This window comes from Glycomyces sp. NPDC048151, assembly GCF_043202775.1.
Classification (GTDB): Bacteria; Actinomycetota; Actinomycetes; order Mycobacteriales; family Micromonosporaceae; genus Glycomyces.
In genome coordinates, this window is record NZ_JBIDBB010000005.1 from 377,523 (window position 1) to 403,946 (window position 26,424).

At 71.4% G+C, this 26,424-nt stretch carries 24 protein-coding genes; 15 read left to right on the forward strand and 9 right to left on the reverse strand.

What is annotated here, in order from left to right; genetic code table 11:
- Positions 1-26: 26 nt before the first annotated feature.
- A complete protein-coding gene (locus ACGGCP_RS14260) occupies positions 27-422 on the reverse strand; it encodes a RidA family protein (protein WP_392966319.1) in 396 nt (131 codons plus the stop codon).
- A gap of 110 nt (positions 423-532) precedes the next feature.
- On the opposite strand from ACGGCP_RS14260, the gene ACGGCP_RS14265 reads away from it, so the two are divergent.
- Positions 533-1,495, forward strand: coding sequence for a helix-turn-helix transcriptional regulator (locus ACGGCP_RS14265; RefSeq protein ID WP_392965876.1), 963 nt, complete (start codon positions 533-535; stop codon positions 1,493-1,495).
- On the opposite strand, the gene ACGGCP_RS14270 is transcribed toward ACGGCP_RS14265, so the two are convergent.
- From ACGGCP_RS14270 to ACGGCP_RS14280, 3 genes are all read right to left on the reverse strand, one after another.
- On the reverse strand, positions 1,492-2,469 hold the full coding sequence (locus ACGGCP_RS14270) for an NAD-dependent epimerase/dehydratase family protein (RefSeq protein ID WP_392965879.1): 978 nt from the start codon (positions 2,467-2,469) through the stop codon (positions 1,492-1,494). The two genes, ACGGCP_RS14265 and ACGGCP_RS14270, sit on opposite strands and share 4 nt — an antisense overlap.
- A gap of 93 nt (positions 2,470-2,562) precedes the next feature.
- Positions 2,563-3,744 (reverse strand): ROK family protein, encoded by a 1,182-nt coding sequence (locus tag ACGGCP_RS14275; RefSeq protein ID WP_392965881.1) that lies wholly within the window; start codon positions 3,742-3,744, stop codon positions 2,563-2,565.
- Positions 3,745-3,882: 138 nt separating this feature from the next.
- Entirely contained in the window at positions 3,883-5,088 is a 1,206-nt protein-coding gene (locus ACGGCP_RS14280) for an ROK family protein (RefSeq protein WP_392965884.1), read from the reverse strand.
- 150 nt (positions 5,089-5,238) lie between these two features.
- Here ACGGCP_RS14280 and ACGGCP_RS14285 point away from each other — a divergent pair, with 150 nt between their 5' ends.
- From ACGGCP_RS14285 to ACGGCP_RS14310, 6 genes are all read left to right on the forward strand, one after another.
- A complete protein-coding gene (locus tag ACGGCP_RS14285) occupies positions 5,239-6,915 on the forward strand; it encodes an ABC transporter substrate-binding protein (RefSeq protein ID WP_392965886.1) in 1,677 nt (558 codons plus the stop codon).
- A gap of 29 nt (positions 6,916-6,944) precedes the next feature.
- Complete coding sequence (locus ACGGCP_RS14290) at positions 6,945-7,934, forward strand: ABC transporter permease (RefSeq protein WP_392965889.1); 990 nt, start codon at positions 6,945-6,947, stop codon at positions 7,932-7,934.
- Between the two features lie 13 nt (positions 7,935-7,947).
- Positions 7,948-8,991: an ABC transporter permease gene (locus ACGGCP_RS14295; RefSeq protein WP_392965892.1), complete on the forward strand. Its 1,044-nt coding sequence runs from the start codon at positions 7,948-7,950 to the stop codon at positions 8,989-8,991.
- Positions 8,988-9,866, forward strand: coding sequence for an ABC transporter ATP-binding protein (locus tag ACGGCP_RS14300; protein WP_392965895.1), 879 nt, complete (start codon positions 8,988-8,990; stop codon positions 9,864-9,866). Before ACGGCP_RS14295 ends, ACGGCP_RS14300 begins: the two co-directional genes overlap by 4 nt.
- Complete coding sequence (locus ACGGCP_RS14305) at positions 9,863-10,768, forward strand: ABC transporter ATP-binding protein (RefSeq protein ID WP_392965898.1); 906 nt, start codon at positions 9,863-9,865, stop codon at positions 10,766-10,768. The genes ACGGCP_RS14300 and ACGGCP_RS14305 overlap by 4 nt, the downstream gene beginning before the upstream one ends.
- A gap of 63 nt (positions 10,769-10,831) precedes the next feature.
- Positions 10,832-13,327, forward strand: coding sequence for a glycoside hydrolase family 2 protein (locus ACGGCP_RS14310; RefSeq protein ID WP_392965901.1), 2,496 nt, complete (start codon positions 10,832-10,834; stop codon positions 13,325-13,327).
- Between the two features lie 82 nt (positions 13,328-13,409).
- Here ACGGCP_RS14310 and ACGGCP_RS14315 read toward each other — a convergent pair whose 3' ends face one another.
- Positions 13,410-14,681: a trans-sulfuration enzyme family protein gene (locus tag ACGGCP_RS14315; RefSeq protein ID WP_392965904.1), complete on the reverse strand. Its 1,272-nt coding sequence runs from the start codon at positions 14,679-14,681 to the stop codon at positions 13,410-13,412.
- A 98-nt stretch (positions 14,682-14,779) separates the two neighbouring features.
- On the opposite strand from ACGGCP_RS14315, the gene ACGGCP_RS14320 reads away from it, so the two are divergent.
- Both ACGGCP_RS14320 and ACGGCP_RS14325 read left to right on the forward strand, forming a co-directional pair.
- On the forward strand, positions 14,780-15,271 hold the full coding sequence (locus ACGGCP_RS14320) for an Lrp/AsnC family transcriptional regulator (RefSeq protein WP_392965907.1): 492 nt from the start codon (positions 14,780-14,782) through the stop codon (positions 15,269-15,271).
- Positions 15,272-15,321: 50 nt separating this feature from the next.
- Positions 15,322-15,930, forward strand: a complete 609-nt coding sequence (locus tag ACGGCP_RS14325; RefSeq protein WP_392966322.1) for a dihydrofolate reductase family protein — start codon at positions 15,322-15,324, stop codon at positions 15,928-15,930.
- Between the two features lie 7 nt (positions 15,931-15,937).
- On the opposite strand, the gene ACGGCP_RS14330 is transcribed toward ACGGCP_RS14325, so the two are convergent.
- On the reverse strand, positions 15,938-17,149 hold the full coding sequence (locus ACGGCP_RS14330) for an ROK family transcriptional regulator (RefSeq protein WP_392965910.1): 1,212 nt from the start codon (positions 17,147-17,149) through the stop codon (positions 15,938-15,940).
- Positions 17,150-17,259: 110 nt separating this feature from the next.
- On the opposite strand from ACGGCP_RS14330, the gene ACGGCP_RS14335 reads away from it, so the two are divergent.
- Positions 17,260-17,757 carry a DUF664 domain-containing protein gene (locus ACGGCP_RS14335; RefSeq protein ID WP_392965913.1) on the forward strand — a complete coding sequence of 166 codons (498 nt, stop codon included), beginning with the start codon at positions 17,260-17,262 and terminating at the stop codon, positions 17,755-17,757.
- A 64-nt stretch (positions 17,758-17,821) separates the two neighbouring features.
- Positions 17,822-18,403 (forward strand): hypothetical protein, encoded by a 582-nt coding sequence (locus ACGGCP_RS14340; RefSeq protein ID WP_392965915.1) that lies wholly within the window; start codon positions 17,822-17,824, stop codon positions 18,401-18,403.
- On the opposite strand, the gene ACGGCP_RS14345 is transcribed toward ACGGCP_RS14340, so the two are convergent.
- Entirely contained in the window at positions 18,400-19,077 is a 678-nt protein-coding gene (locus ACGGCP_RS14345) for a class I SAM-dependent methyltransferase (protein WP_392965917.1), read from the reverse strand. The genes ACGGCP_RS14340 and ACGGCP_RS14345 overlap by 4 nt on opposite strands.
- 95 nt (positions 19,078-19,172) lie before the next feature.
- Positions 19,173-20,627 carry an MFS transporter gene (locus ACGGCP_RS14350; protein ID WP_392965919.1) on the reverse strand — a complete coding sequence of 485 codons (1,455 nt, stop codon included), beginning with the start codon at positions 20,625-20,627 and terminating at the stop codon, positions 19,173-19,175.
- A gap of 83 nt (positions 20,628-20,710) precedes the next feature.
- Here ACGGCP_RS14350 and ACGGCP_RS14355 point away from each other — a divergent pair, with 83 nt between their 5' ends.
- A complete protein-coding gene (locus tag ACGGCP_RS14355; RefSeq protein ID WP_392965921.1) occupies positions 20,711-21,394 on the forward strand; it encodes a TetR/AcrR family transcriptional regulator in 684 nt (227 codons plus the stop codon).
- A gap of 52 nt (positions 21,395-21,446) precedes the next feature.
- Here ACGGCP_RS14355 and ACGGCP_RS14360 read toward each other — a convergent pair whose 3' ends face one another.
- Positions 21,447-22,283: a S1 family peptidase gene (locus ACGGCP_RS14360; protein ID WP_392965924.1), complete on the reverse strand. Its 837-nt coding sequence runs from the start codon at positions 22,281-22,283 to the stop codon at positions 21,447-21,449.
- Positions 22,284-22,588: 305 nt separating this feature from the next.
- On the opposite strand from ACGGCP_RS14360, the gene ACGGCP_RS14365 reads away from it, so the two are divergent.
- The 3 genes from ACGGCP_RS14365 to ACGGCP_RS14375 all read left to right on the forward strand — a co-directional run bounded on the left by ACGGCP_RS14365 (position 22,589) and on the right by ACGGCP_RS14375 (position 26,419).
- Positions 22,589-23,605, forward strand: a complete 1,017-nt coding sequence (locus tag ACGGCP_RS14365; protein WP_392965926.1) for a LacI family DNA-binding transcriptional regulator — start codon at positions 22,589-22,591, stop codon at positions 23,603-23,605.
- Between the two features lie 95 nt (positions 23,606-23,700).
- Positions 23,701-24,597, forward strand: a complete 897-nt coding sequence (locus tag ACGGCP_RS14370; protein WP_392965928.1) for an ROK family protein — start codon at positions 23,701-23,703, stop codon at positions 24,595-24,597.
- 10 nt (positions 24,598-24,607) lie between these two features.
- A complete protein-coding gene (locus tag ACGGCP_RS14375; protein WP_392965930.1) occupies positions 24,608-26,419 on the forward strand; it encodes a class I mannose-6-phosphate isomerase in 1,812 nt (603 codons plus the stop codon).
- Positions 26,420-26,424 lie beyond the last annotated feature (5 nt).

Below are 26,424 nucleotides of genomic sequence, written 5' to 3' on the forward strand. Positions count from 1 at the left end.
TTCCGTACCCTGCACGGGGCATCCGCCTACGCCACGGCGGTGCCTTCGAGTTCGACCATCTGGCACGGCACGGCCAGGCGGGTGACGCCCAGCATCGTCGTCGCCGGGGCGACCCCGGCCGCGCCGAGGCGGGCCGCGAGGACGCCGTAATGCGGGAAGAGCGCATCGACATCGGTCGTGTAGACGTTGAGCCGCACCAGGTTCGCGAGCGACATCCCGGCCGCGCCCAGCACCGCCTCCAGATTGTCGAGGCTCAGCGCGAGCTGCGCGGCCATGTCGCCCTCGTGCTGCGGCTTCCCGTCGGCGTCCATCGCCGTCTGCCCCGAGCAGTACAGGGTCCGGGCCTGCCTGGTCACCAGCTCGCCCTGGTTGAAGCCCAGCTCGACCGACCACTGCACGGGGTTCACCGCGGTACGTTCCATCGTCACTTCGGTTCCATTCCTTGCCTACCGGGCGGCACGGTGCCGCCGCGAGGAACAGCCTCGCAACGAATCACGACATCCTGTGTCAGGTATTCCAGTAGAGTTTCCGCATGCGCGCCGACCGACTGGTCTCCCTGGTCCTCCTGCTGCGCCAGCGCGGCCGGATGACCGCGGACGCGCTGGCCGCCGAGCTGGAGGTCTCCACCCGCACCGTCCTGCGCGACATCGAAGCGCTCTCGGCCGCGGGCGTCCCGGTCTACGCCGAACGCGGCCGCCACGGCGGCTTCGAACTCCTGCCCGGCTTCCGGACCGAGCTCACCGGCCTCAACCACGAAGAGGCCCTTGCCCTCCTGACGGCCGGGTCCGGCCGAGGCGAGCAGGCGTTCGGCCTCGAATCGGCGCTCGCCTCGGCGATGCGGAAGGTCATCGACGCCCTGCCCGCGAGCCACCAGGCCACCGTGGGGGACGCGGTCGGCCGGTTCCTCGTCGAACCGGAGACGGACCTGCTCTCACGGCGCTCAGGCGCAGAGCGGATCCCCGGGCCCGTGATACACGAGGTCCGCCGCGCGGTCCTGGCCGGACGCCGGATCCGCCTCCACTACGCGGCCGCGGGGGAGGACCCGGCATGGCGCACAGTGGAGCCGATCGGCCTGGTCACCGTGCGGGACAAGGCCTATCTCCTCGCCACGAAGGAAGACGAGGACCGCACCTACCGCCTGTCGCGCTGCCTGGCCGCCGAGGCGCTGGCCGAGCCCGCCGAGCGGCCCGACCAGGTGGACCTGGACCGGATCTGGCAGGAGCGGTGCGCGCGGTTCCTCGCGGAGGGCCATCTCACGGTGCACGTCAGGGTCGACCCGGCCCGCCGTGAAGCCCTCCTGGACTCGGCGGTGGCCGTGCGCGCCGAGGCCTCGGAACCGGGCGGCGGGCTGCGCCTGGAGGTCACCTACCAGGACGCCGAGCACGCCGAGTGGGCGCTCTGGCAGCTCGGGGCGGATGCCGAAGCCCTTGCGCCGCAGTCGCTTCGCGACGCGCTGCGCGAACGGGCCGCCGCGCTCGCCGCCCGCTACCGCTAGACCTGCAGCGGGTTCGGGGTCTCGAGCTGGCCGTTGTCGAGGAGCCAGCGCAGGGATTCGAGCACGGCCGCTTCGGGTTCGTACGCGGGCGCGTAGCCGAGGAGCGTCTTGGCCTTCTCGATGGTGAAGCACTGGCTGCGGTCGAGGTGGCCCCAGGAGGCGTCGGCGTGGCCGTCGCCGACGGCCGTGCGGAACTCGTCCCAGGTCACTGTCTCGAGGATCGCGGTCTGGCCGAACCAGGCGGCGGCGATGTCGGCGTAGCCGCGCACGCTGAGGGCGGTGGGGGCGACGATGTTGAAGTCCTCGCCCGCCGCCGCGTCGCGGTGCTCGACGGCGAGTTCGAAGGCCTGGGCGAGGTCGTCGGCGTGGACGTGGTGCATCATCTCCGCGCCGCTGCCGGGGACCTGGAGCGGCCGCCCGGCCGCGACGGTCGCCCACACGGCGGGGTCGAGGTTGCCGAGCGGGCCGATGGGGTGCCAGCCGGGGCCGACGATGTGGCCGGGGTGGATCGTGGTGGTGGCGAGGCCGCCGGAAGCGGTCTCGGCCTTCATCATCCGCGCGATGCGGTCCTTCTCGACGCCGTACTCGTCGAGCGGCGCTTCGGCCGAGTCCGAGCCTTCGGCGATGGGCAGCTTGCGGCTCTTGCCGTAGCGCCAGATGGACCCGCAGTGGACGAGGTGCGCGACGCGGCCGCGCAGGGCCTCGACGAGCGCGGTCGCGGATGCGAGGGTGAAGCAGACGAGGTCGATCACCACGTCGGGTTCGAGCGCGAGGACGGTGTCGCCGAAGGTCCCGTCGGCGTCCTGCCGTTCGCGGTCGGCGACGACCTGCCGGACCTCTGCCCATTCGGGCGCTTCGGTGTAGGCGCTGCTGGTGCCCCGGCTGATGTTGACGACCTCGTGGCCGCCGCGCACGAGGCGGGGGACGAGGTAGGTGCCGATGTGGCCGGAGCCGCCGATGACGACGATTCTCATGGTGGTGCCCCCTTCGGTTTCGCGACGCGCCGAAGTGTACCGGTACACCCTCCCCGGTCGCAGCCGCGCCGCCTCGGCTGCGGTCCCGGGCCGCTATCCGGCGTCGCGGTCGCGCAGGCCCGAGGACTCGAGGAAGTTGCGCAGGACCATGGCCGCGCCGCCGATGGCGGGGGCCTGGGAGACGTCGTCGGCGAGTTCGACGCGGACGCTGTGGACCTGTCGCATGAACACGGAGCGGTCGAGGGCCTCCTGGATCGCGTCCCGGTAGCGCGGGCCGAGGTCGGCGAAGGCGCGCCCGGCGAGGACGACGCGGCCGACGTCGAACATGTTCACCAGCGAGACGGTGCCGACGGCGAGCATCTGGGCCGAGGCGTCGATGAGCGCGGCCGCTTCGGGGTCGCCCGCGAGGGCGGCCCGGCCGACGCGCATGAACGCGTCGAGCTGGTCGCCTTCGAGGTCGAGCCGCTTCGCGAGTCCGGCGTTCTCCTTGGCCTGGCGCAGCACCGCGTTCGGGCCGCCCACGATCTCCAGGCAGCCGCGGTTGCCGCAGCCGCAGGTGTCGCCGAGCGCGTCGACGGAGATGTGCCCGAGCTCGACGCCGTTCGAGGTCACGCCCCGGTACGGGAACCCGTCGAGGATGACGCCGGAGCCGATGCCGCCGGACATGAACACGACCGCGAAGCTCGACGAGGCGCTGCCCTGCGCCTGGACGCCGAGCCCGGCGGCGGTCGCGTCGTTCTCGATCCGCACCGGCAGGCCGGTGGCCGCCGAGAGCTCGGCCGCGAGCGGGTAGCCGCGCCAGGCCGGGGCGGGGTAGTCGGCGAGGAGCACGCCCGCTTCGCGGTCCTGCGGGCCGTGCGTGGCGAGGCCGATGCCGAGCACGCCGTCGCGGGGGACGCCCGACTCCTCGAGCAGCGCTTCGATCCTGGCGGCGTAGTCGAGGAGGACCGCGCCGGGGTCGCGGTCGCCGGAGCCGGGCATCGCCGTCTGCGCGACCACGCGCCCGGCGAGGTCGACGACGACGCCGACCGCCGTGTACCGGTCGAACTGGAGGCCCACCATGTGCCGCGCGTCGGGCTGGAGTTCGAGCAGCCGCCGCGGGGTGCCGCGGGTCGAGCGGGCGGTGCCGACCTCGTGGACCATGCCGAGGGCGATGAGCCGCCGGACGGCGTGCGTCATGGTCGCCTGCGTCAGGCCGGTGGCCTCGGCGAGCTCCACGCGGCTGACGGTGGTGCGCTCGCGGACGAGGTCGAGCACCACGGCCAGCGTGGACATGCGCGTGTCCGAGCCGAACGCCCTCAAAGCGGCCTCCTGAGCCTGTCGCCGTGGAGGGCCCGTCCCGTGAAGGGCCCCGATCGATCCGCACCACCATACTGGCTGGGCGTGACGGCGCCGATCCGGTTTCGGAGCCGGTCACCCGGCCTGCCCGTTCGCGCGCCCGGCCCAGGCGCGCAGCACGTGGAGCGCGCCGCCGGTCGCCGCCGCGGTCGCGGCGTTCGCGGACAGGCGCACTTCGGGCCTGCTGAGGGTCCGGACGAGCGCGTGCCGTTCGAGTTCGGCGGCCACGTGCCGCCGGTAGAGCGGCCCGGCCGTCGCGAAGGCCGGGCCGGCGAGCACGACCGTGTCGAGGTCGAAGAGGTTCACGAGGGTGACTGCGGCCCGGCCGATCCAGCGCGCGGACCGCTCCAGGAGCGCGGCGGCGTCCCGATCGCCGGTCCGCCAGGCGCGGGCGAGCCGCTCGAAGTCGGCGAGCGTGTCGTCCGGGTCGCCGCCGATGCCCAGGCGCGCGGCGAGACCGGGATCCGCGAGCGCCTGTTCGACGACGGTGCGCGGCCCGGCCTCGGCCTGCGCGCAGCCCCGGTTGCCGCAGAAGCACGGCGTGTCGCCGAGGGCGATGTGGCCGATCTCGACGGCGTTGGAGGCGCGGCCCCGGTAGCTCTCGCCGTCGACGATGACGCCGCCGCCGATGCCCGATCCCATGTAGACGAGCCCGAACGTGTCGGTGGGGACGGCCCCGGCCCACTGCTCGCCGAACGCGGCCGCCGTGGCGTCGTTCTCCAGCAGGACCGGGAGGCCCAGCCGCGCGGTGAGCGTCGCCGTGAGCGGGAACTCGAGCCAGGCCGGGTCGGGCTGGACGGTGAGCAGCACGCCGCGCTCGCGGTCCTGCGGGCCGTGCGTGACGAGCCCGGCCCCGAGGACCCGGTCGCGGTCGATCCCGTTGCGCCGCAGCAGGTCGTCGACGTGGTCTGCGAGCGCGGCGATGGTCGCCTCGGGGCCGTCGCCACCGGAGCCGCGCAGGCCCGCGTCGGCGACGCGGGTCCCGGCGAAGTCGAGGACGACGATCGTGGCGGTGGTGCGGTCGACCTGGATGCCGACGGCGTACCAGGCGGCGGGGTCGAGTTCGAGAAGCCGCCGGGGCTGGCCGCGGCCGCGCTGGTGGCCGCGCCCGATCTCGTGGACGAGGCCGCCTTCGATGAGGCGGCGCACGGTGTGGGTGATGGTCGCGGGCGTCAGGCCGGTGCGCTCGGCGAGCTCGACGCGGCTGAGCGTGCCCTGGGTCCGGAGCAGGTCGAGCACGCGCCCGGCGGTGGCGGCGCCGCCACTCGCGGTGTCGGCCATGCGGTCCTCCAGTTCAGTACCCGTTCAGCGACCCGAAACTTCTTCTTGACACGTTTAATTTAACGCGTTAATAATAATCGCGGCGCCCGGAGCGGACGCCACCCCTCCCGTCCCGTGGAGATCCCCCTCCACGGTCCTGAAAGGACAACGATGTCTCTCAACCTCAGAAGGCGAAGTGCCGCGGCGCTGCTCGCGGGCGCCGCCGCGCTCGGCCTGCTCGCCACCGGCTGCTCCTCGGGCGGCTCCTCCGGCGGCGGCGACACCACGACGCTCATTGCCTACACCGGCCAGGCCGGCGACTACCAGATCAACTTCAACCCGTTCTCGCCCACCAAGATCGGCGCGCTCGGCACCATCTACGAGCCCCTGTTCTTCCACAACAAGGCCGAGGTCTCCGACCCGGTCCCGCTGCTGGGCACCGAGTCGTCCTGGAACGAGGACGGCACTGTGCTCTCGGTGACCCTCCGCGAGGACGTGCAGTGGAGCGACGGCGAGGCGTTCACCGCCGACGACGTCGCGTTCACGTTCAACATGATCAAAGAGAACCCCGCCATCAACACCGGCGGCTTCGACGGCGAGGTCGCGGCCGTCGACGACACGCACGTCACGCTCACCTTCGCCGAGCCCTCGTTCGTGCGCGGGCCCGACCTCCTCAACACGCCGATCGTCCCCGAGCACCTGTGGAAGGACGTCAACCCGGCCGAGGACGTCATGGAGAAGCCCGTCGGCACCGGCGCGTGGCTCCTCGGCGACTTCAAGCCGCAGGCGTTCACCTACAAGGCCAACCCCGACTACTGGGGCGGCGAGCCGAAGGTGAAGCAGATCCGGTTCCTCGCGCTCTCGGGCAACCAGGCCGGGGCCGACGCGATCGCCGCGGGCACCATCGACTGGCAGACCGGCCCGATCCCGGACATCCAGAACACGAACAAGAACTTCCCGAACTACGACGCCTACACGCAGGCGCAGAACCAGATGGTCCTCTCCACCTGCTCGAGCGCCGAGATGGGCTGCGAAGGGCCGCAGACCGACCCGGCCGTGCGCCAGGCGCTCTACTACGCCATGGACCGCGGGCAGATCAACAGCCTCGCGTTCACCGACACCGCCAGCGACATGTCGCCGACGTTCGCGCTCACCCCGAGCCAGGACTCCTTCGTCGCGTCCTCCGTCGCCGAGAAGACCGTGCCGATGGAGCCCGACACCGCCAAGGCCGCCGAGCTCCTCGAGGCCGCCGGGTGGGCCAAGGGCGACGACGGCGTCTACGCCAAGGACGGCGAGCGCCTCTCGCTCACCATCGAGGTCGTCACCGGCTGGACCGACTACATCACCGCCGTCGACACCATCACCTCGCAGGCGGCCGCGGCCGGGATCGAGATCAAGGCCGCGCAGTCCTCCTGGAACGAGTGGACCGACAAGAAGGGCAAGGGCAACTTCCAGCTCGCCATCGACTCGCTGTGGCAGGGCCCGATCGCGGACCCGTACTACCTCTACAACTACTTCTTCGACTCCTCCTCGGGCGCGAAGGTCGGTGAAGCGGCGGGCAACAACTACTCGCGCTACGCCAACCCGGTCGTCGACGAGGCGATGCAGGCGCTGGTGCAGCTGCCGCTCGACGACGCGGCCGCGAGGCAGCCGTACTTCGACACGATCCAGACCGAGATCGTGCGCGACATGCCGTACATCCCGATCCTCACCGGCGGCACGACGAGCGTCTGGAACACCGCGAAGTTCACCGGCTGGCCCTCCGACGACGACCTGTACGCCTTCCCGGCGGTCTGGTCGGCGATGGACGCCGCCGAGATCTTCAAGCACGTCGAGCCGAAGGGGTAGCGGGGCCGTCGCCCCCGAAGGAGAACCGCATGAGCTACTTCCTGCGCAAAATCGGCTTCTACGCCGTCGCCCTGTGGGCCGCGCTGACGCTGAACTTCGCGATCCCCCGCATGCTCCCGGGCAACCCGGTCGACATCCTGCTGGCCAAGCTCCAGCAGCGCGGCGGCCAGATCACGCCCGAGACCAGGAAGGCGTATGCGCTCCTCCTCGGGGGCGACGACACCCAGCCGCTGTGGCGGCAGTACCTCGACTACCTCGGCAACCTCGTCCAGGGCGACCTGGGCGTCTCGGTCAGCTACTACCCGGCGCCCGTGAGCGAGGTGATCGGCCAGTCCCTGCCCTGGACGGTGATCCTCGTGGGGCTCGCGACCGTGATCGCCGCCGTCCTCGGCGTCGCGCTCGGCGCGCTCGTCGGCTGGAAGCCGGGCACCTGGCTCGACTCGCTCATCCCCGCGACCACGCTGCTCGCCGCCGTCCCGTACTTCTGGCTGGCGCTGCTGCTCACCTACCTGCTCGCCCGCGTCCTCGGCTGGTTCCCGCTGCAAGGCGGCTACGACGTGGTCCTCACCCCCGGCTGGAACTGGGAGTTCATCGGATCAGCGATCCAGTACGGGTTCCTGCCCGCGCTCACCATCGTGCTCGCCTCCATCGGCGGCTGGCTCCTGGGCATGCGCAACATGATGGTCTCCACCCTCTCCGAGGACTACATCCTCACCGCCGAGGCCAAGGGCCTCTCGCCGAAGAAGATCCTGCGCTCCTACGCCTCCCGCAACGCCGTCCTGCCATCCGTCGCGGGCTTCGCGATCTCGCTCGGCTTCGTCGTCTCCGGCTCGGTCATCACCGAGCAGGTGTTCTCCTACCCCGGCATCGGCGGGCGCCTCCTCGGCGCGGTGTCCAACAACGACTACGCGCTCATGCAGGGCCTCTTCCTCTTCATCACCCTCGCCGTGCTCGGCGCCAACCTCGTGGTCGACCTGCTGTACGGCCTGATCGACCCGCGCACCCGCGCCCGGTCCTGACGGGAGACGCACCATGACGAACCTGAAACCCACCGGCGAGCCCTCGGTCGCCGACAGCGCCGAACTGCTCGCCGAGACCTCCGCCGAGGCCGGACGCAAGCCCCGCGCGGGCTGGCGGATGCTCCTGCCCACCATGACCCCCTGGCTCGCGATCGGCCTCGGCCTCATCGCCGCCATCACCCTGTTCGGCCTCATCGGGCCGCTCCTCGTCGGCGACCCGCGCGCGATCCGCGACATGGGCCTCACCCCGCCCTCGGCCGAATTCTGGCTCGGCACCACCCAGACCGGCCAGGACGTCCTCGCGCAGCTCGCCCACGCCACCCGCGGGTCACTCCAGATCGGCGTCATCGTCGGCCTCCTCGCCACCGCGCTCTCGGCGTTCTTCGGCATCTACGGGGCCTACCGCGGCCGCGTCGTCGACGAGGCGTTCTCCTTGTTCACCAACGTGTTCCTGGTGATCCCCGGCCTCCCGCTGGTCATCGTCATCTCCGGGTTCGTCCCGGCCGAGAGCCGCGGACTGTGGACGATCGCCGTCGTCCTGGCCGTCACCAGCTGGGCCGGCTCCGCCCGCGTCCTGCGCGCCCAGACCCTCTCGGTCCGCAACCGCGACTACGTGGCCGCCTCACAGGTCTCGGGCGAACGGCCCTGGCGGGTCATCGTCGTCGAGATCCTCCCCAACCTGCTCCCCGTCATCGCCTCCCAGTTCGTGTTCGCCGTCATCGCGGCGATCCTCGGCGAAGCCGGGCTCTCGTTCATCGGCCTCGGCGCCTCTAACTCCTCGACGCTCGGCACGATGCTCTTCTACGCCCAGAACGGGTTCGCGCTCTCCCTGGGCGCGTGGTGGTGGTTCGTCCCGCCGGGCCTCATCATCGCCCTGTTCGGCATGGGGCTCTCCCTCGTCAACTTCTCCATCGACGAGATCATCAACCCCAAGCTCAAGAACCTCCGCCTGCACCGCAAACGCGCCCGCCGCGCGGCCCGCCTCGAACGCGAACTCGCCCAGGCGACCCGCCGCGCCGCCGTGCCCGCCCAGCCGACCAAGGAGACCGAGCGATGACCGCCGATCAGCGCCAGGCGGTGCTCACCGTCGAAGACCTCACCGTCGTCTACGAGACCGAGAAGCCCGTCACCGCCGTCAAGAACGCCGACCTCGTACTCCACAAAGGAGAGATCCTCGGCCTCGCGGGCGAATCCGGCTGCGGCAAGACCACCCTCGCCTACGCCGTCAACCGCCTCCACCGCCCGCCCGCCCGCATCGCCGGCGGCCGCATCACCTTCCACGGCGACGACGGCGACACCGACATCCTCGCCCTCGACGACACCGAACTCCGCGCCTTCCGCTGGGAACGCCTCTCCATGGTCTTCCAAGGCGCCATGAACGCCCTCAACCCCGTCCTCACCGTCCGCGCCCAACTCAAGGACACCCTCCTCGCCCACCGCCCCCGCATGTCCCGCAAGGAGATCCGCCAACGCTCCGAAGACGTCCTCACCCGCGTCGGCGTCGACCCCAGCCGCCTCGGCTCCTACCCGCACGAACTCTCCGGCGGCATGCGCCAGCGCGTCATGATCGCCATGGCCATGCTCCTCGAACCCCAGATCATGATCATGGACGAGCCCACCACCGCCCTCGACGTCGTCGTGCAGCGCGACATCCTCCGCGAGATCGTCCGCCTCCGCGACGAACTCGACTTCGCGGTCGTCTTCATCACCCACGACCTGCCGCTCCTCCTCGAGATCTCCGACCGCATCGCCGTCATGCTCGAAGGCGAGATCGTCGAACTCGAAGCGGCCGACCGCCTCTACCGCGAAGCCCGCCACCCCTACACGCGCAAACTCCTCGGCTCCTTCCCGAGCCTCTCCGGAGAACGCGGCGCGTTCATCAGAACCGGCATCGACGAGACCGCCGAAGCAGCGGCGAAGGAGCAGGCATGACCAGCGTCAAAGTCACCGACCTCGTCAAGGACTACACACTCCGGTCAGGACTCAAACGCACCCGCCTGCGCGCCGTCGACCACGTCAGCCTCGAACTCGCCCCCGGCCGCACCGTCGCCCTCGTCGGCGAGTCCGGCTCCGGCAAGTCCACCATCGCCAAGATCCTCACCCGCATGGAACGCCCCACCGCGGGCACGGTCGAAGTCCGCCACGACGACGGCATCCCCGTCGCCAATGGCCACTACCGCCGCGAAGTCCAGATGGTCTTCCAAGACCCCTTCGCCTCCCTCAACCCCTTCCACTCCATCGAGCACCACATCGCCCGGCCCCTGAAAATCCACGGCCGCACCAAGACCCCGGACGAGACCCGCGAACGCGTCCGCGACATGCTCGAACGCGTCAACCTCACCCCGGCCGACGCCATCGCGCCCCGCCGCCCCCACGAACTCTCCGGCGGCCAGCGCCAGCGCGTCGCCATCGCCCGCGCCCTCGCACCCGGCGCCCAGGTCCTCATCGCCGACGAACCGGTGTCCATGCTGGACGTCTCCATCCGCCTCGGCGTCCTCAACCTCCTCGGCCGCCTCCAGCGCGAAGACCAGCTCGCCGTCCTCTACATCACCCACGACCTCGCGACCGCCCGCCACTTCTCCGACGAGATCGTCGTCCTCTACCGCGGCCGCGTCGTCGAACGCGGCCCCTCCGACGCCGTCATCCTCGACCCCCACCACGACTACACGAAACTGCTCGCGCTGGCCGCCCCCGACCCCGAACGCCCCGGCCGCGTGACCGCGGAATCGCCGACCGACCGCGACGCCATCGACAACAGCACCTGCTACGACCACTTCGCGGGCGAATGGCGCGAAGCGGGCGTCCCGGCCGAGAAGGCCGTCGCCGTGGACTGAACCCCGAACGCGCACTGACGAACCCATCCCTCACGCCTGACCCATCGACAATGAGGAGTCCCCGTGACCCACCCGCCCCGCTTCCGCGCCCTCCATGAGGGATGGACGCTCACCGCCGCCGGCCTCGCACCCGGCGCACCCGAGGCGCTGGCCGCGCCGCTCGCTGAGGGCATCCCGGCCGTCGTCCCCGGTGAAGCCCACCTTGACCTGGTCCGGGCCGGGCTGATCGAGGACCCGTTCGACGGCGACAACGAGGCCGCGCAGCAGTGGATCGGCGACACCTCCTGGCGGTTCGGCACCGAGTTCGACTGGAGCGACGACGGCTCGGATCGCCACGACCTGGTCGCGTACGGCCTGGACACCGTCGCGGTCGTGTCGCTCAACGGGATCGAGATCGGCCGCACCGAGAACCAGCACCGCTCCTACCGCTGGGACGTCCGGTCGGCGCTGCGCGAGGGCACGAACACGCTCACTGTGGAGTTCGCGGCACCGGTTCTGGAGGCGGCGGCCCGCGCCGAGCGCGACGGGGCGCTGCCGCGCACGAACCACCACGACTACAACCAGCTGCGGAAGATGGCCTGCTCCTTCGGGTGGGACTGGGGCGTCGACGTGGCGGGCGCCGGGATCTGGAAGCCGATCGGGCTCGAATCCTGGTCGGGCGTGCGCGTGGCGGCCGTGCGCCCGCTCGTCGACGTGGCGGGAGATGAAGGCGTGCTGACGGCCCATGTGGACCTAGAGCGCGACACTGACGAGCCGGTCGAGGTGCGCATCAACGTGTTCGGGCCCGGGGGAGAGGTCTGGACGCAGAGCACTGTAGTCGGGACTGACTCGGCCGCAATCGAAGTGCGCGTCCCGGAGGTCGAACTCTGGTGGCCGGTCGGCTACGGCGGGCAGTCGCTGTACGGCGTCGAGGTGACCGCCGGCGACGCGGTCTGGAGCGGCCGGGTCGGGTTCCGCACCGTGGAGCTCGACACCGAGCCGGACGCGGCGGGCGCGCCGTTCCTGTTGAAGGTCAACGGCGAACGCGTCCTCGTGCGGGGCGCGAACTGGATCCCCGACCACGCGTTCCTCACCGAGATCGACCGCGACCGGTACGCGCTGCGGGTGGCCGACGCGCTCGAGGCGAACATCAACCTGCTGCGGGTGTGGGGCGGCGGGATCTACGAGTCCGACGACCTGTACGACCTCGCCGACGAGCACGGCCTGCTGATGTGGCAGGACTTCCTGTTCGCCTGCGCCGCATACAGCGAGGAGGACCCGCTTCGGGCCGAGATCGAGGCCGAGGTGCGCGAGAACGTGACCAGGCTGAGCCCGCACCCCTCGCTCGTCCTGTGGAACGGCAACAACGAGAACACGTGGGGGTCGGTCGACTGGTCCTGGGCGCACCGCCTCGGCGGGCGCGGCTGGGGCGACGCGTACTACTCCGGGCTGCTGCCGGAGATCTGCGCCGAGCTGGACCCGACGCGCCCGTACTCGCCCGCGAGCCCGTTCTCGTACGGCGACTACCGGCACCCGAACGACGAGCGGTACGGGACGATGCACGTCTGGGACGTGTGGAACCGGGTGGACTACAAGGTCTACGCGGACTACCTGCCGCGCTTCGTGTCCGAGTTCGGGTTCCAGGCCCCGCCCGCGTGGTCGACACTCGTGTCGGTCGTGCACGACGAGCCGCTCGACCCGTTCGGGCACGAGATGCTGGTGCACCAGAAGGCGAACCTCGGCAACGCGAAGCTGGAGCGCGGCTGGCAGGGCCACCTGCCCGACCCGCAGTCCATCGAGGACTGGCACTGGACGACGCAGCTCAACCAGGCGCACGCGATCCGTTTCGGTGTCGAGCACTTCCGGTCGCTGACGCCGCACAACACGGGCACGATCCTGTGGCAGCTCAACGACAACTGGCCGGTCGTGTCGTGGGCGGCGGTCGACTTCGCGGGGCACCGCAAGCCGCTGTGGCACGCGCTGCGCGACGCGTACGCGCCGCGCCTGGCGACGCTCCAGAAGCGGCCCTCAGCGGCGAGCCGCGAGAGCGCCTGGGAGGGCGTGAAGCCCGAGTTCGACGAGCTGAACCTGATCCTGGTCAACGACACCGGCGAGGCTTACGCGGGTTCGTTCACGGTGACGCGCGAGGCCTTCGACGGGACGGTGCTCGCCAAGGGCGTAGTCGAGCTGGAGGCCGGCGTGCGCGACGGCGCTTCGGTCGCGGTCCCGGCCGAGGTGGCGGCGTTCGGCGACCCGGCAGCCGAGTTCGTCCGCGCGGAAGGCGACGGCTTCGCCGCCGCGTTCTACTTCGGGGCCGAGGTGATCGATCAGGAGCTGGACCCGCGCCCGTTCACCGTGGAGGCAGAGGCGGTCGACGGCGGCTGCGTGCTGCACGTGACCGCGACTTCGCTCGTACGGGACCTGTTCTGCCACGCGGACAAGGTCGACCCGGCCGCCCGCGCCGAGCAGGGGATGCTGACGCTCAGGGCGGGGGAGTCGGCGCAAATCCGAGTCCACGCGTCCACCGGCGACCCGGCCGCCTACGCGGCGGCGCTGCGCTGCGCGAACGACCTCAGCTGATCAGGCGACCAGCGACCGATCGCTGGTGGCCGACGGCTGGGACGAGTCCCGCAATCGGCCATCCACAAACCCCCACCCACCACTAGAGGGGAAAGAAAGAAGGGGCCGCCGCAACCGTCCCGCCCGGGTCCGACAAGAAATCGGCCAATCGGGGGTCCTCCGCGGAATTGTCACCCGAACGAGTGGCGAGGGCCTGGTCGAGATCGGCGATCAGGTCCTCCGGGGCCTCCAGGCCGATCGAGAGCCGCACCAGGCTGTCGGCCGGTTTCGCCTCCGCCGTCACCGGCCGGTGCGTCAGCGCGGCCGGGTGCTGGATGAGCGAGTCCACGCCGCCGAGCGAGACCGCGTGCGTGAACAGCCGCACCGCGGACGTCACGTGCGCGGCCTGCGCGAAGCCGCCGCGCAGGTCGACCGCGATCATCGCGCCCGGGCCGCGCATCTGCCGTCCGAGCAGGCCCTTCGGGTCGCCGTCCGCGCCTGGGTAGTGGACGCGGGCGACGCCCGGGTGGCGTTCGAGCCAGGCGGCGACCCGCTGCGCGCCCTCCTGCTGCGCCCGCACCCGGATCGGCAGCGTGGTCAGTCCCCTGTGGAGCAGGTAGGCGCCGAGCGGGTGGAGCAGCCCGCCCGTCACGGCCCGCACCCGCCGCAGCGCGGCCGCCGTCTCCTCGCTGCAGGCGATGACCCCGGCGACCACGTCGCCGTGCCCGCCGAGGTACTTCGTGGCGCTGTGCAGGACCATCGCGGCCCCGAAGTCGACCGGGTTCTGCAGCACCGGGGTGGCGAACGTGTTGTCGACGAGCACCGGAACCCCTTGGGCCGCTTCGACGACCGCGCGGATGTCGACCAGTTCGAGCGTCGGGTTCGCCGGGGTCTCCAGGACCACCATCGCCGTGTCGGACCGTATCGCGCCCGCGACCGCACCCGCCTCGCAGAACGTGGTCTCCGTGCCCAGCAGACCCGACGAGAGCAGATGGTCGGTGCCGCCGTACAGCGGCCGGACCGCCACGATGTGCCGCCCGGTCCCGCCCGCGAGGATCGCGGCGGTCATCGCGGCCATGCCCGAGGAGAACGCCACCGCCGCCTCCGCGTGCTCCAGCCGCGCCAGCGCCGATTCGAACCGTGCCACAGTCGGGTTCCACAGCCGCGCGTACACCGACCCGCCCTCGGGCGTCGGCCTCCCGCCGTTCGCCATGGCCTCGTAGGAGAGCCCGCCCTCCTCGATGCCCGGCAGCGGGCTGGTCGAGGACAGGTCGATGGGGAGCGCGTGCACCCCGAGCTCCGCCAGGTCCTCGCGGCCCGCGTGGACCGCGACCGTGTCGAAGTGCGATTCGAATTGCAGCCGTGACGAGATCATGCCCAGAATGTAGGCTGAACCACAAGAACAAGCAATACATGCTGCGGAAACCCGCGTCGATCGCGGATATCCGTGAAGATTCTCCGAAAAGAGCAGGCATGACGGACGACCGTTCGAAGAAAACGCAACCGGTGCCGCTCGACGGCACCGACCTCGCGATCCTCGCGGCGCTCGTCGAGGACGGCCGCATGACGAACGCCGCGCTCGCGGCCCGCGCGGGCGTCGCCGAGTCCACCTGCGCCTACCGCCTCCGCGCACTGCGCGAGTCCGGCGTGCTCACCGGGATCGCCGCGCGTCTCGACCCCGAGGCCTTCGGCCGCCCGCTCCACGCGATCATCAAGGTGCGCTTGGGAAGTCACAGCCGCGAACATGTTCACAACCTCTACGACCGGCTCGTGGAGCTGCCAGGGGTGATGACCGTCTTCCACGTCGGCGGCGACGACGACTTCCTGCTCCACGTGGCGGTAGCCGGTCCCGAGGCCCTGCGGGACCTCATCCTCGAGCACGTCACCGCACACGCCGTGGTCCGCCAGACCGAGACCCAGCTGGTCTTCGAGGTCCGCGACGGGCGCGGCGTCCTGCCCCGCTGAATGGGATGCTGGACCTCCACGCGACAGCGGCACTCGACGAGGAGGCGCACATGGGCAAGGTGGTCTGCGGGATCTCGATCTCCGCCGACGGGTACTCGGCCGGACTGAACCAGACCGAGGAGCGGCCGTTCGGCGACGACGGCAGCGAAGGCACCGGCGAGCGGCTGCACGCCTGGATGTTCGCGACCCCCCAGGAGAACCCCGAAGAGATCGCCCAGATGACCGCAGCGAAGGCGTTCATCATGGGCCGCAACATGTTCGGCCCGGTCCGGGGTGAATGGGACCGCGAGTGGAACGGCTGGTGGGGCGACAACCCGCCCTACCACGCGCCGGTCTTCGTCCTGACCCACCACGCGCGCGAGCCGCAGCCGATGGAAGGCGGCACGACCTACACGTTCGTCACCGACGGGATCGAGTCGGCGCTGGCCCAGGCCCGGGAGGCGGCGGGCGACGGCGAGATCGCGGTCATGGGCGGCGCGACCACGGTGAATCAGTACCTCGCGGCCGGGCTCATCGACGAGCTGCGGCTCCACATCGTCCCGATCACGATCGGCGCGGGCACGCGCCTGTTCGAGGGCGTTCCGCCGCTGCGCATGGAGCAGGTGAGTGTGCGGGCCGCGACGGGCGTGACGCACGTCGTGTACCGCATCCTCCACTGAGGACTGTCTAAAGCGCCGGGAGCACCCGGGTGGTGACCAGGCCGATGTCGCGCATGAACCGTTCGTACGCGATGGCGGCGATGCCGTCCATCCCGCACGTGCCGGAGCCTTCGATGCTGAGGTCCACCGCTGCGTCGCCGGGGGCGTCGTCGAGCACGCGGCGCCGCACGATCGACAGGACGCGTTCGCGCCAGGCCGCCGCCGAGTCCCACCCGGTCAGGGCGATGACCTCGGGGTTGAGCAGCGCGACCAGGTCGGTGAGCGCGGCGCCGAGGAATTCGGCGGTGCGCTCGACCGCCGCGACGGCGTCCGGGTCGCCCGCCGTGAACGCCTCGCTGAGCGCGGCGATGAAGTCGAAATCGGGGGGCATCGCGGTGAGCGGATGGCCGGGCGCGGTATCCGCGAGCGTCTGCTGAACCCCCGGGACGCCGACGTATGCCTCGACGCATCCCCTACGGCCGCACTGGCACAGCCGCCCTTCGAAGGCGAGGAGGCTGTGGCCCCACTCGCCCGCCGCGTCCGTCGCGCCGCGCACGACCGCACCGTCCTGGATGATGCCCGCGCCCACGCCGATGCCTAGGCTCACGGCGACCACGTTCGCCGAGCGCCGTCCGGCGCCGAGCCACAGCTCCGCCGTCGCGATCGCCTTGAGCGGGTTGTCGACCACGATCGGCAGGCCGAGGCTGTCGCGCAGGCGGTCGAGGTGCAGCCAGATCGCGCTCGGCACCGTCTCGGCCTTCACCGGGCGCTGCATGCCGCCCGGCAGCAGGATGCCGATCCCGAGGATGTCGTCGCGGCTCGCCCGCGCCTCGCCGAGCGCGGCGTCGAGCGCGTCGAGGATCCACTCGATCACGGCGTCGGCGTCCTCGACCGGCTCCTCCGAGGTCACCTCGACCGTGGCGAGCCTGCCAAGCGACGCGTCGAACACGGTCGTCTCCAGGTACCGGTCCTCCAGGTAGAACCCGACGACGCGGCCACGGTCGGCGTTGAGCCGCAGCCCGGTCGTCGGCCTCCCCACGGTCTTCGCCAGCAGGCCCGTCTCGACGACGATCCCGTACTTGAGCAGGTCCTGGACGATCGTCGAGACCGTCCCCAGGCTCAAACCGGTGGCCTCGGCGAGCTCCGAGCGGGTCGACTCGCCCGCCGCGAGCAGCGCGCGCATGACCACGAGCCGCGATTCGCTGCGGATGTCGCGTGACGTAAGCCGGGCGGCGGACATGGCCCCTCCTGAATGTTCGGCCTAGAAGACTAACAAAGGAGTCCGGCCCCGCCCGGCCGATGAATCCGCGCCCCGCGCCTCGTCAGCACCATGAGCAGACAGGAGCGACCATGCACACCGAACCCGACCGCGCGGCCCTCGCCCGCCGCCTGCAGATCCAGCGCACCCACATCCTCGGCATCCTCGAAGGCCTCGACGAGGAAGCGCTCCGCGCGCCCGCCGCGCCCTCCGGCTGGAGCTGCCTCGACCTCGTCCACCACCTCGCCCTCGACGTCGAGCGCTTCTGGTTCCGCGCCGTCATGGGCGGCGAACCCGCCGCCGTCGACTCGTTCGCCGTCGACGGCGGCGCATGGACCACCCCGCCCGGACTCACCGCGACCGAGGTCTTCGACCTCTACCGCCGCGAAGCGGCACTCGGCGACGCGGCCGTCGCCGAGCGCCCCCTCGCCAGCGGACCCGCCTGGTGGCCTGACCGCTACGGCCCCTGGCGCCTCCGCGACCTGCGCGAGGTCATGCTCCACGTCATCACCGAGACCGCCTGCCACGCAGGGCAACTCGACATCGTCCGCGAACACCGAGACGGCCGCCAGTGGCTCGTCCTCGACTAGCGCCGGACCGCGAAGTCGCTGGGGCGCAGTACAGTGCGAAGACCCCCTACCGAAAGGCCCTCCCATGGCGGCCAAACCACCAGCCGACCTGGACGCGCTCCTCGCGCTGTACACCACCGACCGCGACAAGCTCTCCACGCTCGCGGGCGAACGCCTCGCGCTCGTGGCCGTCCAGGTCACCTACCTCGGCCTCGCCATCATCGCCCTCGGCGGCCAGCGCCCCATCGGCGGCGAATGGGTCGCCGCCTTCAGCGCCGCTCCACTGTGGTTCATGCACGCCCACCACCAGATCCTCGTCGCCGCCGCCCTCGTCCGGTCCCGCTCGGTGAGCCTCCTGGAGACGCACGTCGTCGCCCGCGCGGGCCTCACCGGACAGCACGCTGCGATCGGCCACCGCGCGGCCGTCACGGTCCGCGAGCTCACCGGCAGGCACCGGATCTTCAAGATCCAGATCCTGCTCGCCTTCGGCGGCATCGCCGCCGCACTGATCGCCTTCACCTGCTACGCGCTCGTGGTCGCGGCAGCGAACTCGTCCTGGACGGCGCTGCCGGTGATCCTCGGGATGCTCATCTACGGCGGGTTCGCCGCCCTCGCCACGATCGGCTGGACCCGAACACTCAAGATCCAGCTGGCCCCCAAGGACTAGACCGGGCGCCGGGCCCGCAACGCCAGGACGTGGGGGACCGGCTCGTCGCGCGGTTCGCCGACCCGCTCCAGGATCAGCCCGGCGTCGAGCACGCCGTTGAGCAGCTCAGGCAACGGCAAGTGGCGCATGCCGACGCGCTCGCGGACCCCGCCCCGTTTCCACCACGGCGCCGACTCGTGCCGCCCGGCCTTCCGATAGGTCGGGTGGACGATCCGGGCGCCGTCCTCGCGGTTCTCGACGTGCGGGCCGTTGAAGCAGGGGTGGACGCCGAAGAACACGAACAGCCCGCCCGGCATGAGGACCCGCGCCGCCTCCCGTGCCGCGCCCGGCCAGTCGTCCACATCGGTCGAAGCGAACAGTGAGACGACGGTTGGGAACACCCCGTCCGCGAATGGCAGATGGGACGCGTCCCCTTGGACCACATGGCGGTCGCGTCCGGCGGCGAGCCGCAGCTGGTCGCCCGACCTGTCCAGGCCGACCACGGAGCGGCCGGTCGCGCGGATCGCGTCGAAGTAGTGCCCGGTCCCGCAGCCCAGGTCGAGGCACCACCCTTCGCCCGGGCCCAGCAGTGCGACCAGCGCGTCCCGGTTCGCCTCGGCGGCCGCCGCGTTGTACTCCTCGTACCAGCCCGCCATCCCGTCGTACCGGGCGCGGGAGTCCTCCGAAGTCTGCATGGCCCTCCTTGCGGCGCATAGGCAACCGGTCAGGACCAATGCTAGGGCGCGAACCGGCCCGGCCGCGCGGAGCGACCGGGCCGGTTCGCCGTCTTCTACGCGGCGGCGCCCACCGGGACCAGAGGCTCGGGTTCCGGGGCGCGCATGCGGCGCGGCAGGAACGCGGCCACGACCATCGCGCCGACGGCGGCGGCCGCCGCGATGCCGAAGATCAGCTGGAAGCTGCCCTCCGAAGGCACCGCCACGCCGTGGAAGTCGGTCGTCATGTTCGCCAGGATCACGCCGGAGACGGCGCTGGCGAAGGAGGTGCCGATCGAGCGCATCAGCGTGTTCAGGCTGTTGGCCGAGGCGGTCTCGGACGGCGGCGTCGCGTCCATGATCAGGGTCGGCATGGCGCCGTAGGCGAGGCCGATGCCGACGCCGATGAGGGCGGCGACGAGGACGAGCTGCCAGATCTCGGCCATGAAGAACATGCCGAGGGCGTACGCGGCGGCCACGACGACCGAGCCGATCATGAGGGTCGTCTTGGGGCCCTTGGCCTTCGTGATCCGGGCTGAGAACGGCGCGGCGATCATCATCGCGACGCCCGAGGGCGCCATGACGAGGCCGACGACGACCATCGACTGGCCCATGCCGTACCCGGTGGCCTCCGGGAGCTGGAGCAGCTGCGGCAGCAGGAGCGAGATCGCGAGCGTGGCGAAGCCGAACACGACTCCGGCGAGGTCGGTGAGCAGCACCTGGCGGCGCGCGGTGGTCCGCAGGTCCACGAGCGGTTCGCGGGTCTTGAGCTCGAACCGGCCCCAGGCCAGGAGGATCACGACGGCGGCGGCGAACATGCCGATCGCCAGCGGGTCGGTCCAGCCCCAGTCGGCGCCCTTGGAGACGCCCAGCAGCAGCGCGACGAGCCCGGCCGAGAGGCCGAGCGCGCCGACGAGGTCGAAGCGCCCGCCGCTGCGGACCTTCGACTCGGGGACGAGGAACGACACGAGCGCGACGCACACGACGCCGATCCCGGCCGCGGCCCAGAACAGCAGGTGCCAGTCGACCTTGTCGGCCATGAACGCGGCGGCCGGGAGGCCGAGCGCGCCGCCGACGCCGAGGGACGCGCTCATGAGCGCCATCGCCCCGGGCAGGCGGTCCTTCGGGAGCTCGTCGCGCATGATGCTGATGCCGAGCGGGATGACGCCCGCGGCGAGGCCCTGCAGGGCGCGGCCGACGATCATCGGGGTGAGGCTCTCGCTCATCGCCACGACCACCGAGCCCACGGTCAGCAGGCCGAGGCTCACCAAGAGCATCTTCCGCTTGCCGTACATGTCGCCGAGGCGCCCCATGACGGGCGTGGCCACGGACGCCGCGAGGAGCGTCGCGGTCACGGCCCACGAGGTGTTCGAGGGCGAGGCGCCGAGCAGCCCGGGCAGGCTTGGCAGCAGCGGGATGATCAGCGTCTGCATGAGCGCGACCGTGATGCCCGCGAAGGCCAGCACCGCGACGACCGCGTTCGGATTCGGTGGTTTTCCGCCTGCAACTGGCGTTTCTTGGACAGCGTTCATCGGTTTCCTTGCGTAGAACTGACGATGCCGTCGATAGTAAGTCAAGTGACTGACTTATGAAATGAGGTAGGGTGGAATAGTGGTTGAACAGACAGACCTTGAGGGAGGACGCCGCGATGCCCACCGGCACGAGACGCGCTGAGCAGCTCCAGGCGACGAGGGAGGCCCTCCTCGACGCCGCCGAGCGGCTGTTCGCCGAGCACGGACTGGAGGTCTCCGCCCGCAAGGTGAGCGAGGCCGCCGGGCAGGGCAACAACACCGCCGTCGCCTACCACTTCGGGTCCAAGGAAGGCCTCGTCAAAGCCGTGATCCAGCGGCACTCCGCGGAAGTCGAGCGCCGCCGCCAGGCCGCGGTCGAGCGCGTCGGCGACTCCGACGACTTCCGCGACTGGATCGGCTGCCTCGTCCGGCCCATGACCGATCACCTTGCCGCGCTGGGCAACCCCACCTGGTACGCGCGCTTCCGGGAGCAGGCCGCGACCGATCCGGGCTTCCGGGAACTGCTCTCGAAGGACGCGCGCGAGTGGGCCCCGCTGCAGCGCACGGTCCGCGAGATCGACCGCTGCATGCCGCACATGCCCGCCGAGGTCCGCGCCGAGCGCAGCCTCATGATGCGCCTCCTCCTCGTCCACATGCCCGCCGAGCGCGAACGCCAGCTCGCCGAAGGCGAACCGACCGCCAGCGCGGACTGGGACGGCATGGCCACGCGGCTCATCGACGCGATCGTGGGCATCTGCGTCGCGCCCGTGTCCCCCGAGAGCGCTTGAGCGCGAGGGAGGCCGGGAAGGTCGCCCCTCCCGGCCCCGATGCGCTATGCGGTTAGGACCAGTCCTCCAGGACGTCGTCGATCGCGCCGTTGAAGTCGGCGACCTCGGCGTAGACGCCCGGGTTGCCCGCTTCGGCGCAGCCGTGGCCCCAGCTGACGATGCCGACGAGGATCAGCTCGCCGTCCTTGTCGGCCATGATCGGGCCGCCGGAGTCGCCGTCGCACGAGTCGATCCCGCCGTTCTCGAGGTCGCCCGCGCAGAGCATGGTCTGCGCGTCGAACTCGTCGCCGTAGGCCGCCTCGCAGTCGTCGTCGCCGACGAACGGGACCTCGAGGCGCTGCGCGACGGACGGGTAGGTGTCGTCGCCCAGGTTGCCCCAGCCGGCGGTCTCGAGGACGTCGAACTCCTCGGGCTCGGTGCCCACGTCGATCGGCTCGGCGTCGACGGGCTCGTCGAGGAGGATGAGCCCCCAGTCGTTGGCCAGGTCGACCGGTTCGTTGTAGTCGTGCGCGAGGTGGAAGTCCGCCACGGTCGTCTCGACGAGGTCCTCGGAGTCGAGGTCCACCGAGCCGGAGAAGACCACGAGGTCGTCGGGGGAGTCGACGACCTCGAGGCAGTGCGCGGCGGTGAGGACGACGGTCTCGGTGATGACCGTGCCGCCGCAGAACTGGCGCTCGAACGGGGTGCCCGCGCCCGCGTGGCCGAGGGCCACGAGCGAGGGGTACTGGCCTTCTTCGGCGGGTTCGCCGCCGACGATCTTGGTCTCGAAGTCGTCCGCCGCCGGTTCCTCGGCGTTGGCGGCGACGCCGGTCCAGACGAGCGCCACGGCGCCGAGGCCCGCGGCGACGCCCGCGCCGATGCGGACGAGGTGCTTCCGCTTTCTGTCCACTGTGCATCCTTTCGGGGTGAAGGTACGGCTTGCCCGATCGGCAGGCCGGTGCCCGAAAATATCCGCGACGCCCCGGGACCCCTCCCGAAGCGCTGTGCCCCTTCATACTGCGGTGCTTGAAGACAGATGCGCGGTGTCGCCGAGCCGCACGACGAGGCGGCCGCGGTAGGTGTCGTCCTCGGCCTCGCCTCAGGAGCTCAGGGTGCGCACGGTGTTCGGCCTTCCGGTAGGGGAGCGCCCGACTCTAGACCGGCGGGCGGACGGGGGTTCGCATAGGATTGGCGCCGACGCAGAGGAGGGCGGGCATGTCGACATCGCGGGGCGCGCGCCAGCCGACGATCAAAGAGGTCGCCACGCGCGCGGGGGTCAGCCCGATGACGGTGTCCCGCACGCTCGCGGGCGGCGTCAACGTGCGGCCGGACCTGCAGGAGCGGGTGATGGCGGCCGTGCGCGAGCTCGGCTACTACCGCAACGAGAACGCGCGGAGCCTGCGCCCCGGCCAGCCCAGCGGGCTCATCGGCGTCGCGATCACCAACCTCGCCAACCCGTACTACGGGAACTTCGCGCTCGGGGTCGAGGAGGTCGCCGCCGAGCACGGGCGGCGCATCATCCTCGGCAACACCGGCGAGGACGCCGGGCGTGAGCGCCAGCTCGTGAGCGACTTCATCGGCCGCCAGGTGGACGGGCTCATCCTGGTCCCGACCAGCGGCGACGCCGAGCACCTGCAGCCGGAGCGGCTCGGGCACGTCCCGCTCGTGCTCGCCTCGCGGCGCGTCCCCGGCCTCGACGCCGACACGGTCCTCCTCGACGACGTGGGCGGCGCCTACCGGGGCACGGTCTCGCTGCTGGACGCCGGGCACACCCGGATCGGGTTCCTGGGCAACCGGAGTTCCGTGTTCACCGGCGAGCGCCGGTACCGGGGCTACGAGCAGGCGATGACCGAGCGCGGGGCGGCGGTCGACCCGTCGATCGTCGCGCGGGACCAGCAGGACGTGGACGCGGCGAGCCGGGCCGCGCGGGCGATGCTCGACCACCCCGAGCCGCCGACGGCGATCTTCAGCGCCAACAACCGCAACACGATCGGCGCGCTGCGCGAGATCGGGCGGCGCATCCGCGACGGCGTCCCCGGGCCGCGCCCGGCGATCGTGAGCTTCGACGACTTCGAGCTCTCCGAGCTCATGCCGGTGCCGGTGACGATCATCGACCACGACGCGCGCCTGCTCGGCCGCGAGGCCGCGACGCTGCTGTTCGCGCGTCTCGAGGGCACGGCTGAGGACAAGACGAACACGGTCGAACTGCCCGTCACCGTCGCCCATCCCTGAGGTTTCAGCGCGGCTGAGCTGCGTGTTTGCCAAATCCGATCGGTTGTTGGTAACGTTACCAACCGCAAGGCCGCGAGACTGGAAGGAGGCGGGCGATGGAGCTCTGCATCGACTTCGGCGGTTCCGAGATCAAACTCGGGATCCTCGACCGGGGCGAACCCGTGCGCACCGCGACCGTCCCCACCGGCCCCGGCGACCTCGAACAGGCCCGGGACGCGGCGGCCGAGATGATCGCCGCCGCCGCGTTCGCCACGCCGCAGGGTGAGGGCCCGGACGCCGTCGGCATCGCCGTCCCCGGCGTCGTCGACCGCGAGGCCGGCCGCCTCGTCAAAGCGCACGACAAGCACCCGCGCCTCGACGGGCTCGACCTCGTCGCCTGGGCCCGCGAAGCCTTCGGGCTCCCGGCGGTGATCGAGAACGACGCCCGCGCCGCGCTCGTCGGAGAGACCGCCGCCGGTTCCGCCGCCGGGGCCCGCGACGCGGTCCTCATGACCCTCGGCACCGGCATCGGCACCGCCGCGCTCATCGACGGGACCCTCCTCAGGGGCGCCCACGACCATGCGGGCATCCTCGGCGGCCACCTCACGGTGGACCTGGCCGGGAGCCTGTGCAACTGCGGCAACGTCGGCTGCGCCGAGTCCATCGCCGGAGCCTGGGCGCTGCGGCGCGACCTCAAGATCCGCGGCGACGCCGTCACCGACGTGAAGGACCTGTTCGAAGCCGACGACGAGGCCGCGCTCACCTTGCGCGACAGGGCGATCTGCGCCTGGGGTGCCACCGCGGTGTCCCTGTGCCACGCGTACGACCCCGACGTGGTGATCCTCTCCGGCGGCGTCATGCGCGCCGGATCCCTGATCGCCGCCCCCATCGAGGCGTACGTCCGCGAGCACCTGTGGACCAGCTCCCACCGGCCCGCATTCGTCGTCCCCGACCGACCCGACCTCTCCGTGCTGCGCGGCCTCGCCGTCCTCGCGGCATCGGAACGACCCTGAAGGAGCACCAGTGTCCACCGTCCCCACTGGACAGTACGACAAGCGGCCCACCGTGCCGCTCCCGGCAGACGCCCGCGTGCTCACCGGCCAGGACGCCTGGGTCCGCGCCGCCGAAGCGGCCGCCGCGAAAGCGGGCGAGCGCGCCCCGCGGCTCGTCGTCGACGCCTACCCCGGCGCGGACCTCCCCCTGATCGCCAAGCTCATCGCCGACGCCCTCCCGGACTGGAAGATCGTCGACGTCGAGGAGGCCGCCGCGCTCCCGATCGAGCAGATCGAGGCGCGCTTCGCCGACAACCTCACCGAGGACCGCGTCTTCGGCGTCCTCTCCCACGCCACAGTGGACGCCTTCTACGACGCAGAGCGGCTCGCGAAGCTCGCCGTCGAAGTCGACGGCGCCGACCGCCCCACCGTGCTCCTCGGCTGGGGCGCCGACCTCGTCGCCAGGCGCCTCACCTCCCCGTACGCGATCGTCCTCGCCGACATGGCCCGCTGGGAAATCCAGCTCCGCCAGCGCAACGGGGCCCCCAACTGGCGCGCCGGGAACCCCGGCGAGGACCGCCTGCGCAAGTACAAGCGCGGCTTCTTCGTCGAGTGGCGCGTGGCCGACCGCCACAAGCGGACCCTGTTCGACCGCCTCGACTTCGTGCTGGACGCCAACGCGATCGGCGCCGCCGAGCCCGGCTCGCGCGCTCCAGGGATGATCGACGGCGACGCGTTCCGGACCGGACTCGCCGACGCCGCCAAGGCCCCGCTGCGCGTCGTCCCGTTCTTCGACCCCGGCGTGTGGGGCGGCCAGTGGATGAAGCGCAAGCTCGACCTCGACCCGGCCCAGCCGAACTACGCCTGGTGCTTCGACTGCGTGCCCGAGGAGAACTCGCTCCTGCTGGAGGACGCGACCGGCGCGATCGTCGAGATCCCGTCCCTCGACCTCGTGCTCACCCAGCCGAAGGCGCTCCTCGGCGAGCGCACCTTCGCGCGCTTCGGCGCGGAGTTCCCCATCCGCTTCGACTTCCTCGACACCATGGAGGGCGGCAACCTCTCCCTCCAGGTCCACCCGCTCACCGACTACATCCACCAGACCTTCGGCATGCAGTACACGCAGGACGAGTCGTACTACATGCTCGACGCGGGCGACGACGCCGTGGTCTACCTCGGCACGAAGGACGGCGTCGACCGCGACGCGATGCTCGCGGACCTCCGCGCCGCCGAGACCGGCGAGAAGCCGTTCCCGGCCGAGGAGTACGTGAACGCCTTCCCCGCCAAGAAGCACGACCACTTCCTCATCCCCGCGGGCACCATCCACTCCTCCGGGGCGAACTCCATGGTCCTGGAGATCTCCGCGACCCCGTTCATCTTCACCTTCAAACTCTGGGACTGGGGCCGCCTCGGCCTCGACGGCGTCCCCCGGCCCGTCCACATCGACCACGGCGAGCACAACCTCGCCTGGGAACGCGGCACCGAGTGGACCGCGAAGAACCTCGTCAACGCCGTCGAAGTCGTCGCCGACACCGGCGACGTGGTCGAGGAGCGCACCGGCCTCCACGAGCTCGAGTACATCGAGGTCCGCCGCCACTGGTTCACCGACCAGGCCGCCCACGACACCGAGGGCACCGTCAACGTCCTCAACCTCGTCGAAGGCGACGAAGTCGAGATCATCAGCCCCGCAGGCGCTTTCGTGCCCTACACCGTGCACTACGCCGAGACGTTCATCGTCCCGGCCGCAGTCGGCCCCTACGTCGTCCGCCGCACGGCCCGCTCCCGCAGCGAACGCTTCGGCACCGTCAAAGCCTCGGTCCGCGGCACCCGCACCGGAGAGCACTGAACCGC

What these genes read in the sequence shown, in the direction of transcription:
- ACGGCP_RS14285 (WP_392965886.1), top strand. Translation starts at nt 5,239, where the DNA reads ATGTCTCTCAACCTCAGAAGGCGAAGTGCCGCGGCGCTGCTCGCGGGC.
- ACGGCP_RS14325 (WP_392966322.1), top strand. Translation starts at nt 15,322, where the DNA reads ATGGGCAAGGTGGTCTGCGGGATCTCGATCTCCGCCGACGGGTACTCG.
- ACGGCP_RS14350 (WP_392965919.1), bottom strand. Translation starts at nt 20,627, where the DNA reads ATGAACGCTGTCCAAGAAACGCCAGTTGCAGGCGGAAAACCACCGAAT.
- ACGGCP_RS14335 (WP_392965913.1), top strand. Translation starts at nt 17,260, where the DNA reads ATGCACACCGAACCCGACCGCGCGGCCCTCGCCCGCCGCCTGCAGATC.
- ACGGCP_RS14265 (WP_392965876.1), top strand. Translation starts at nt 533, where the DNA reads ATGCGCGCCGACCGACTGGTCTCCCTGGTCCTCCTGCTGCGCCAGCGC.
- ACGGCP_RS14305 (WP_392965898.1), top strand. Translation starts at nt 9,863, where the DNA reads ATGACCAGCGTCAAAGTCACCGACCTCGTCAAGGACTACACACTCCGG.
- ACGGCP_RS14260 (WP_392966319.1), bottom strand. Translation starts at nt 422, where the DNA reads ATGGAACGTACCGCGGTGAACCCCGTGCAGTGGTCGGTCGAGCTGGGC.
- ACGGCP_RS14330 (WP_392965910.1), bottom strand. Translation starts at nt 17,149, where the DNA reads ATGTCCGCCGCCCGGCTTACGTCACGCGACATCCGCAGCGAATCGCGG.
- ACGGCP_RS14320 (WP_392965907.1), top strand. Translation starts at nt 14,780, where the DNA reads ATGACGGACGACCGTTCGAAGAAAACGCAACCGGTGCCGCTCGACGGC.
- ACGGCP_RS14315 (WP_392965904.1), bottom strand. Translation starts at nt 14,681, where the DNA reads ATGATCTCGTCACGGCTGCAATTCGAATCGCACTTCGACACGGTCGCG.
- ACGGCP_RS14345 (WP_392965917.1), bottom strand. Translation starts at nt 19,077, where the DNA reads ATGCAGACTTCGGAGGACTCCCGCGCCCGGTACGACGGGATGGCGGGC.
- ACGGCP_RS14300 (WP_392965895.1), top strand. Translation starts at nt 8,988, where the DNA reads ATGACCGCCGATCAGCGCCAGGCGGTGCTCACCGTCGAAGACCTCACC.
- ACGGCP_RS14290 (WP_392965889.1), top strand. Translation starts at nt 6,945, where the DNA reads ATGAGCTACTTCCTGCGCAAAATCGGCTTCTACGCCGTCGCCCTGTGG.
- ACGGCP_RS14295 (WP_392965892.1), top strand. Translation starts at nt 7,948, where the DNA reads ATGACGAACCTGAAACCCACCGGCGAGCCCTCGGTCGCCGACAGCGCC.
- ACGGCP_RS14340 (WP_392965915.1), top strand. Translation starts at nt 17,822, where the DNA reads ATGGCGGCCAAACCACCAGCCGACCTGGACGCGCTCCTCGCGCTGTAC.
- ACGGCP_RS14270 (WP_392965879.1), bottom strand. Translation starts at nt 2,469, where the DNA reads ATGAGAATCGTCGTCATCGGCGGCTCCGGCCACATCGGCACCTACCTC.
- ACGGCP_RS14280 (WP_392965884.1), bottom strand. Translation starts at nt 5,088, where the DNA reads ATGGCCGACACCGCGAGTGGCGGCGCCGCCACCGCCGGGCGCGTGCTC.
- ACGGCP_RS14275 (WP_392965881.1), bottom strand. Translation starts at nt 3,744, where the DNA reads ATGTCCACGCTGGCCGTGGTGCTCGACCTCGTCCGCGAGCGCACCACC.
- ACGGCP_RS14370 (WP_392965928.1), top strand. Translation starts at nt 23,701, where the DNA reads ATGGAGCTCTGCATCGACTTCGGCGGTTCCGAGATCAAACTCGGGATC.
- ACGGCP_RS14365 (WP_392965926.1), top strand. Translation starts at nt 22,589, where the DNA reads ATGTCGACATCGCGGGGCGCGCGCCAGCCGACGATCAAAGAGGTCGCC.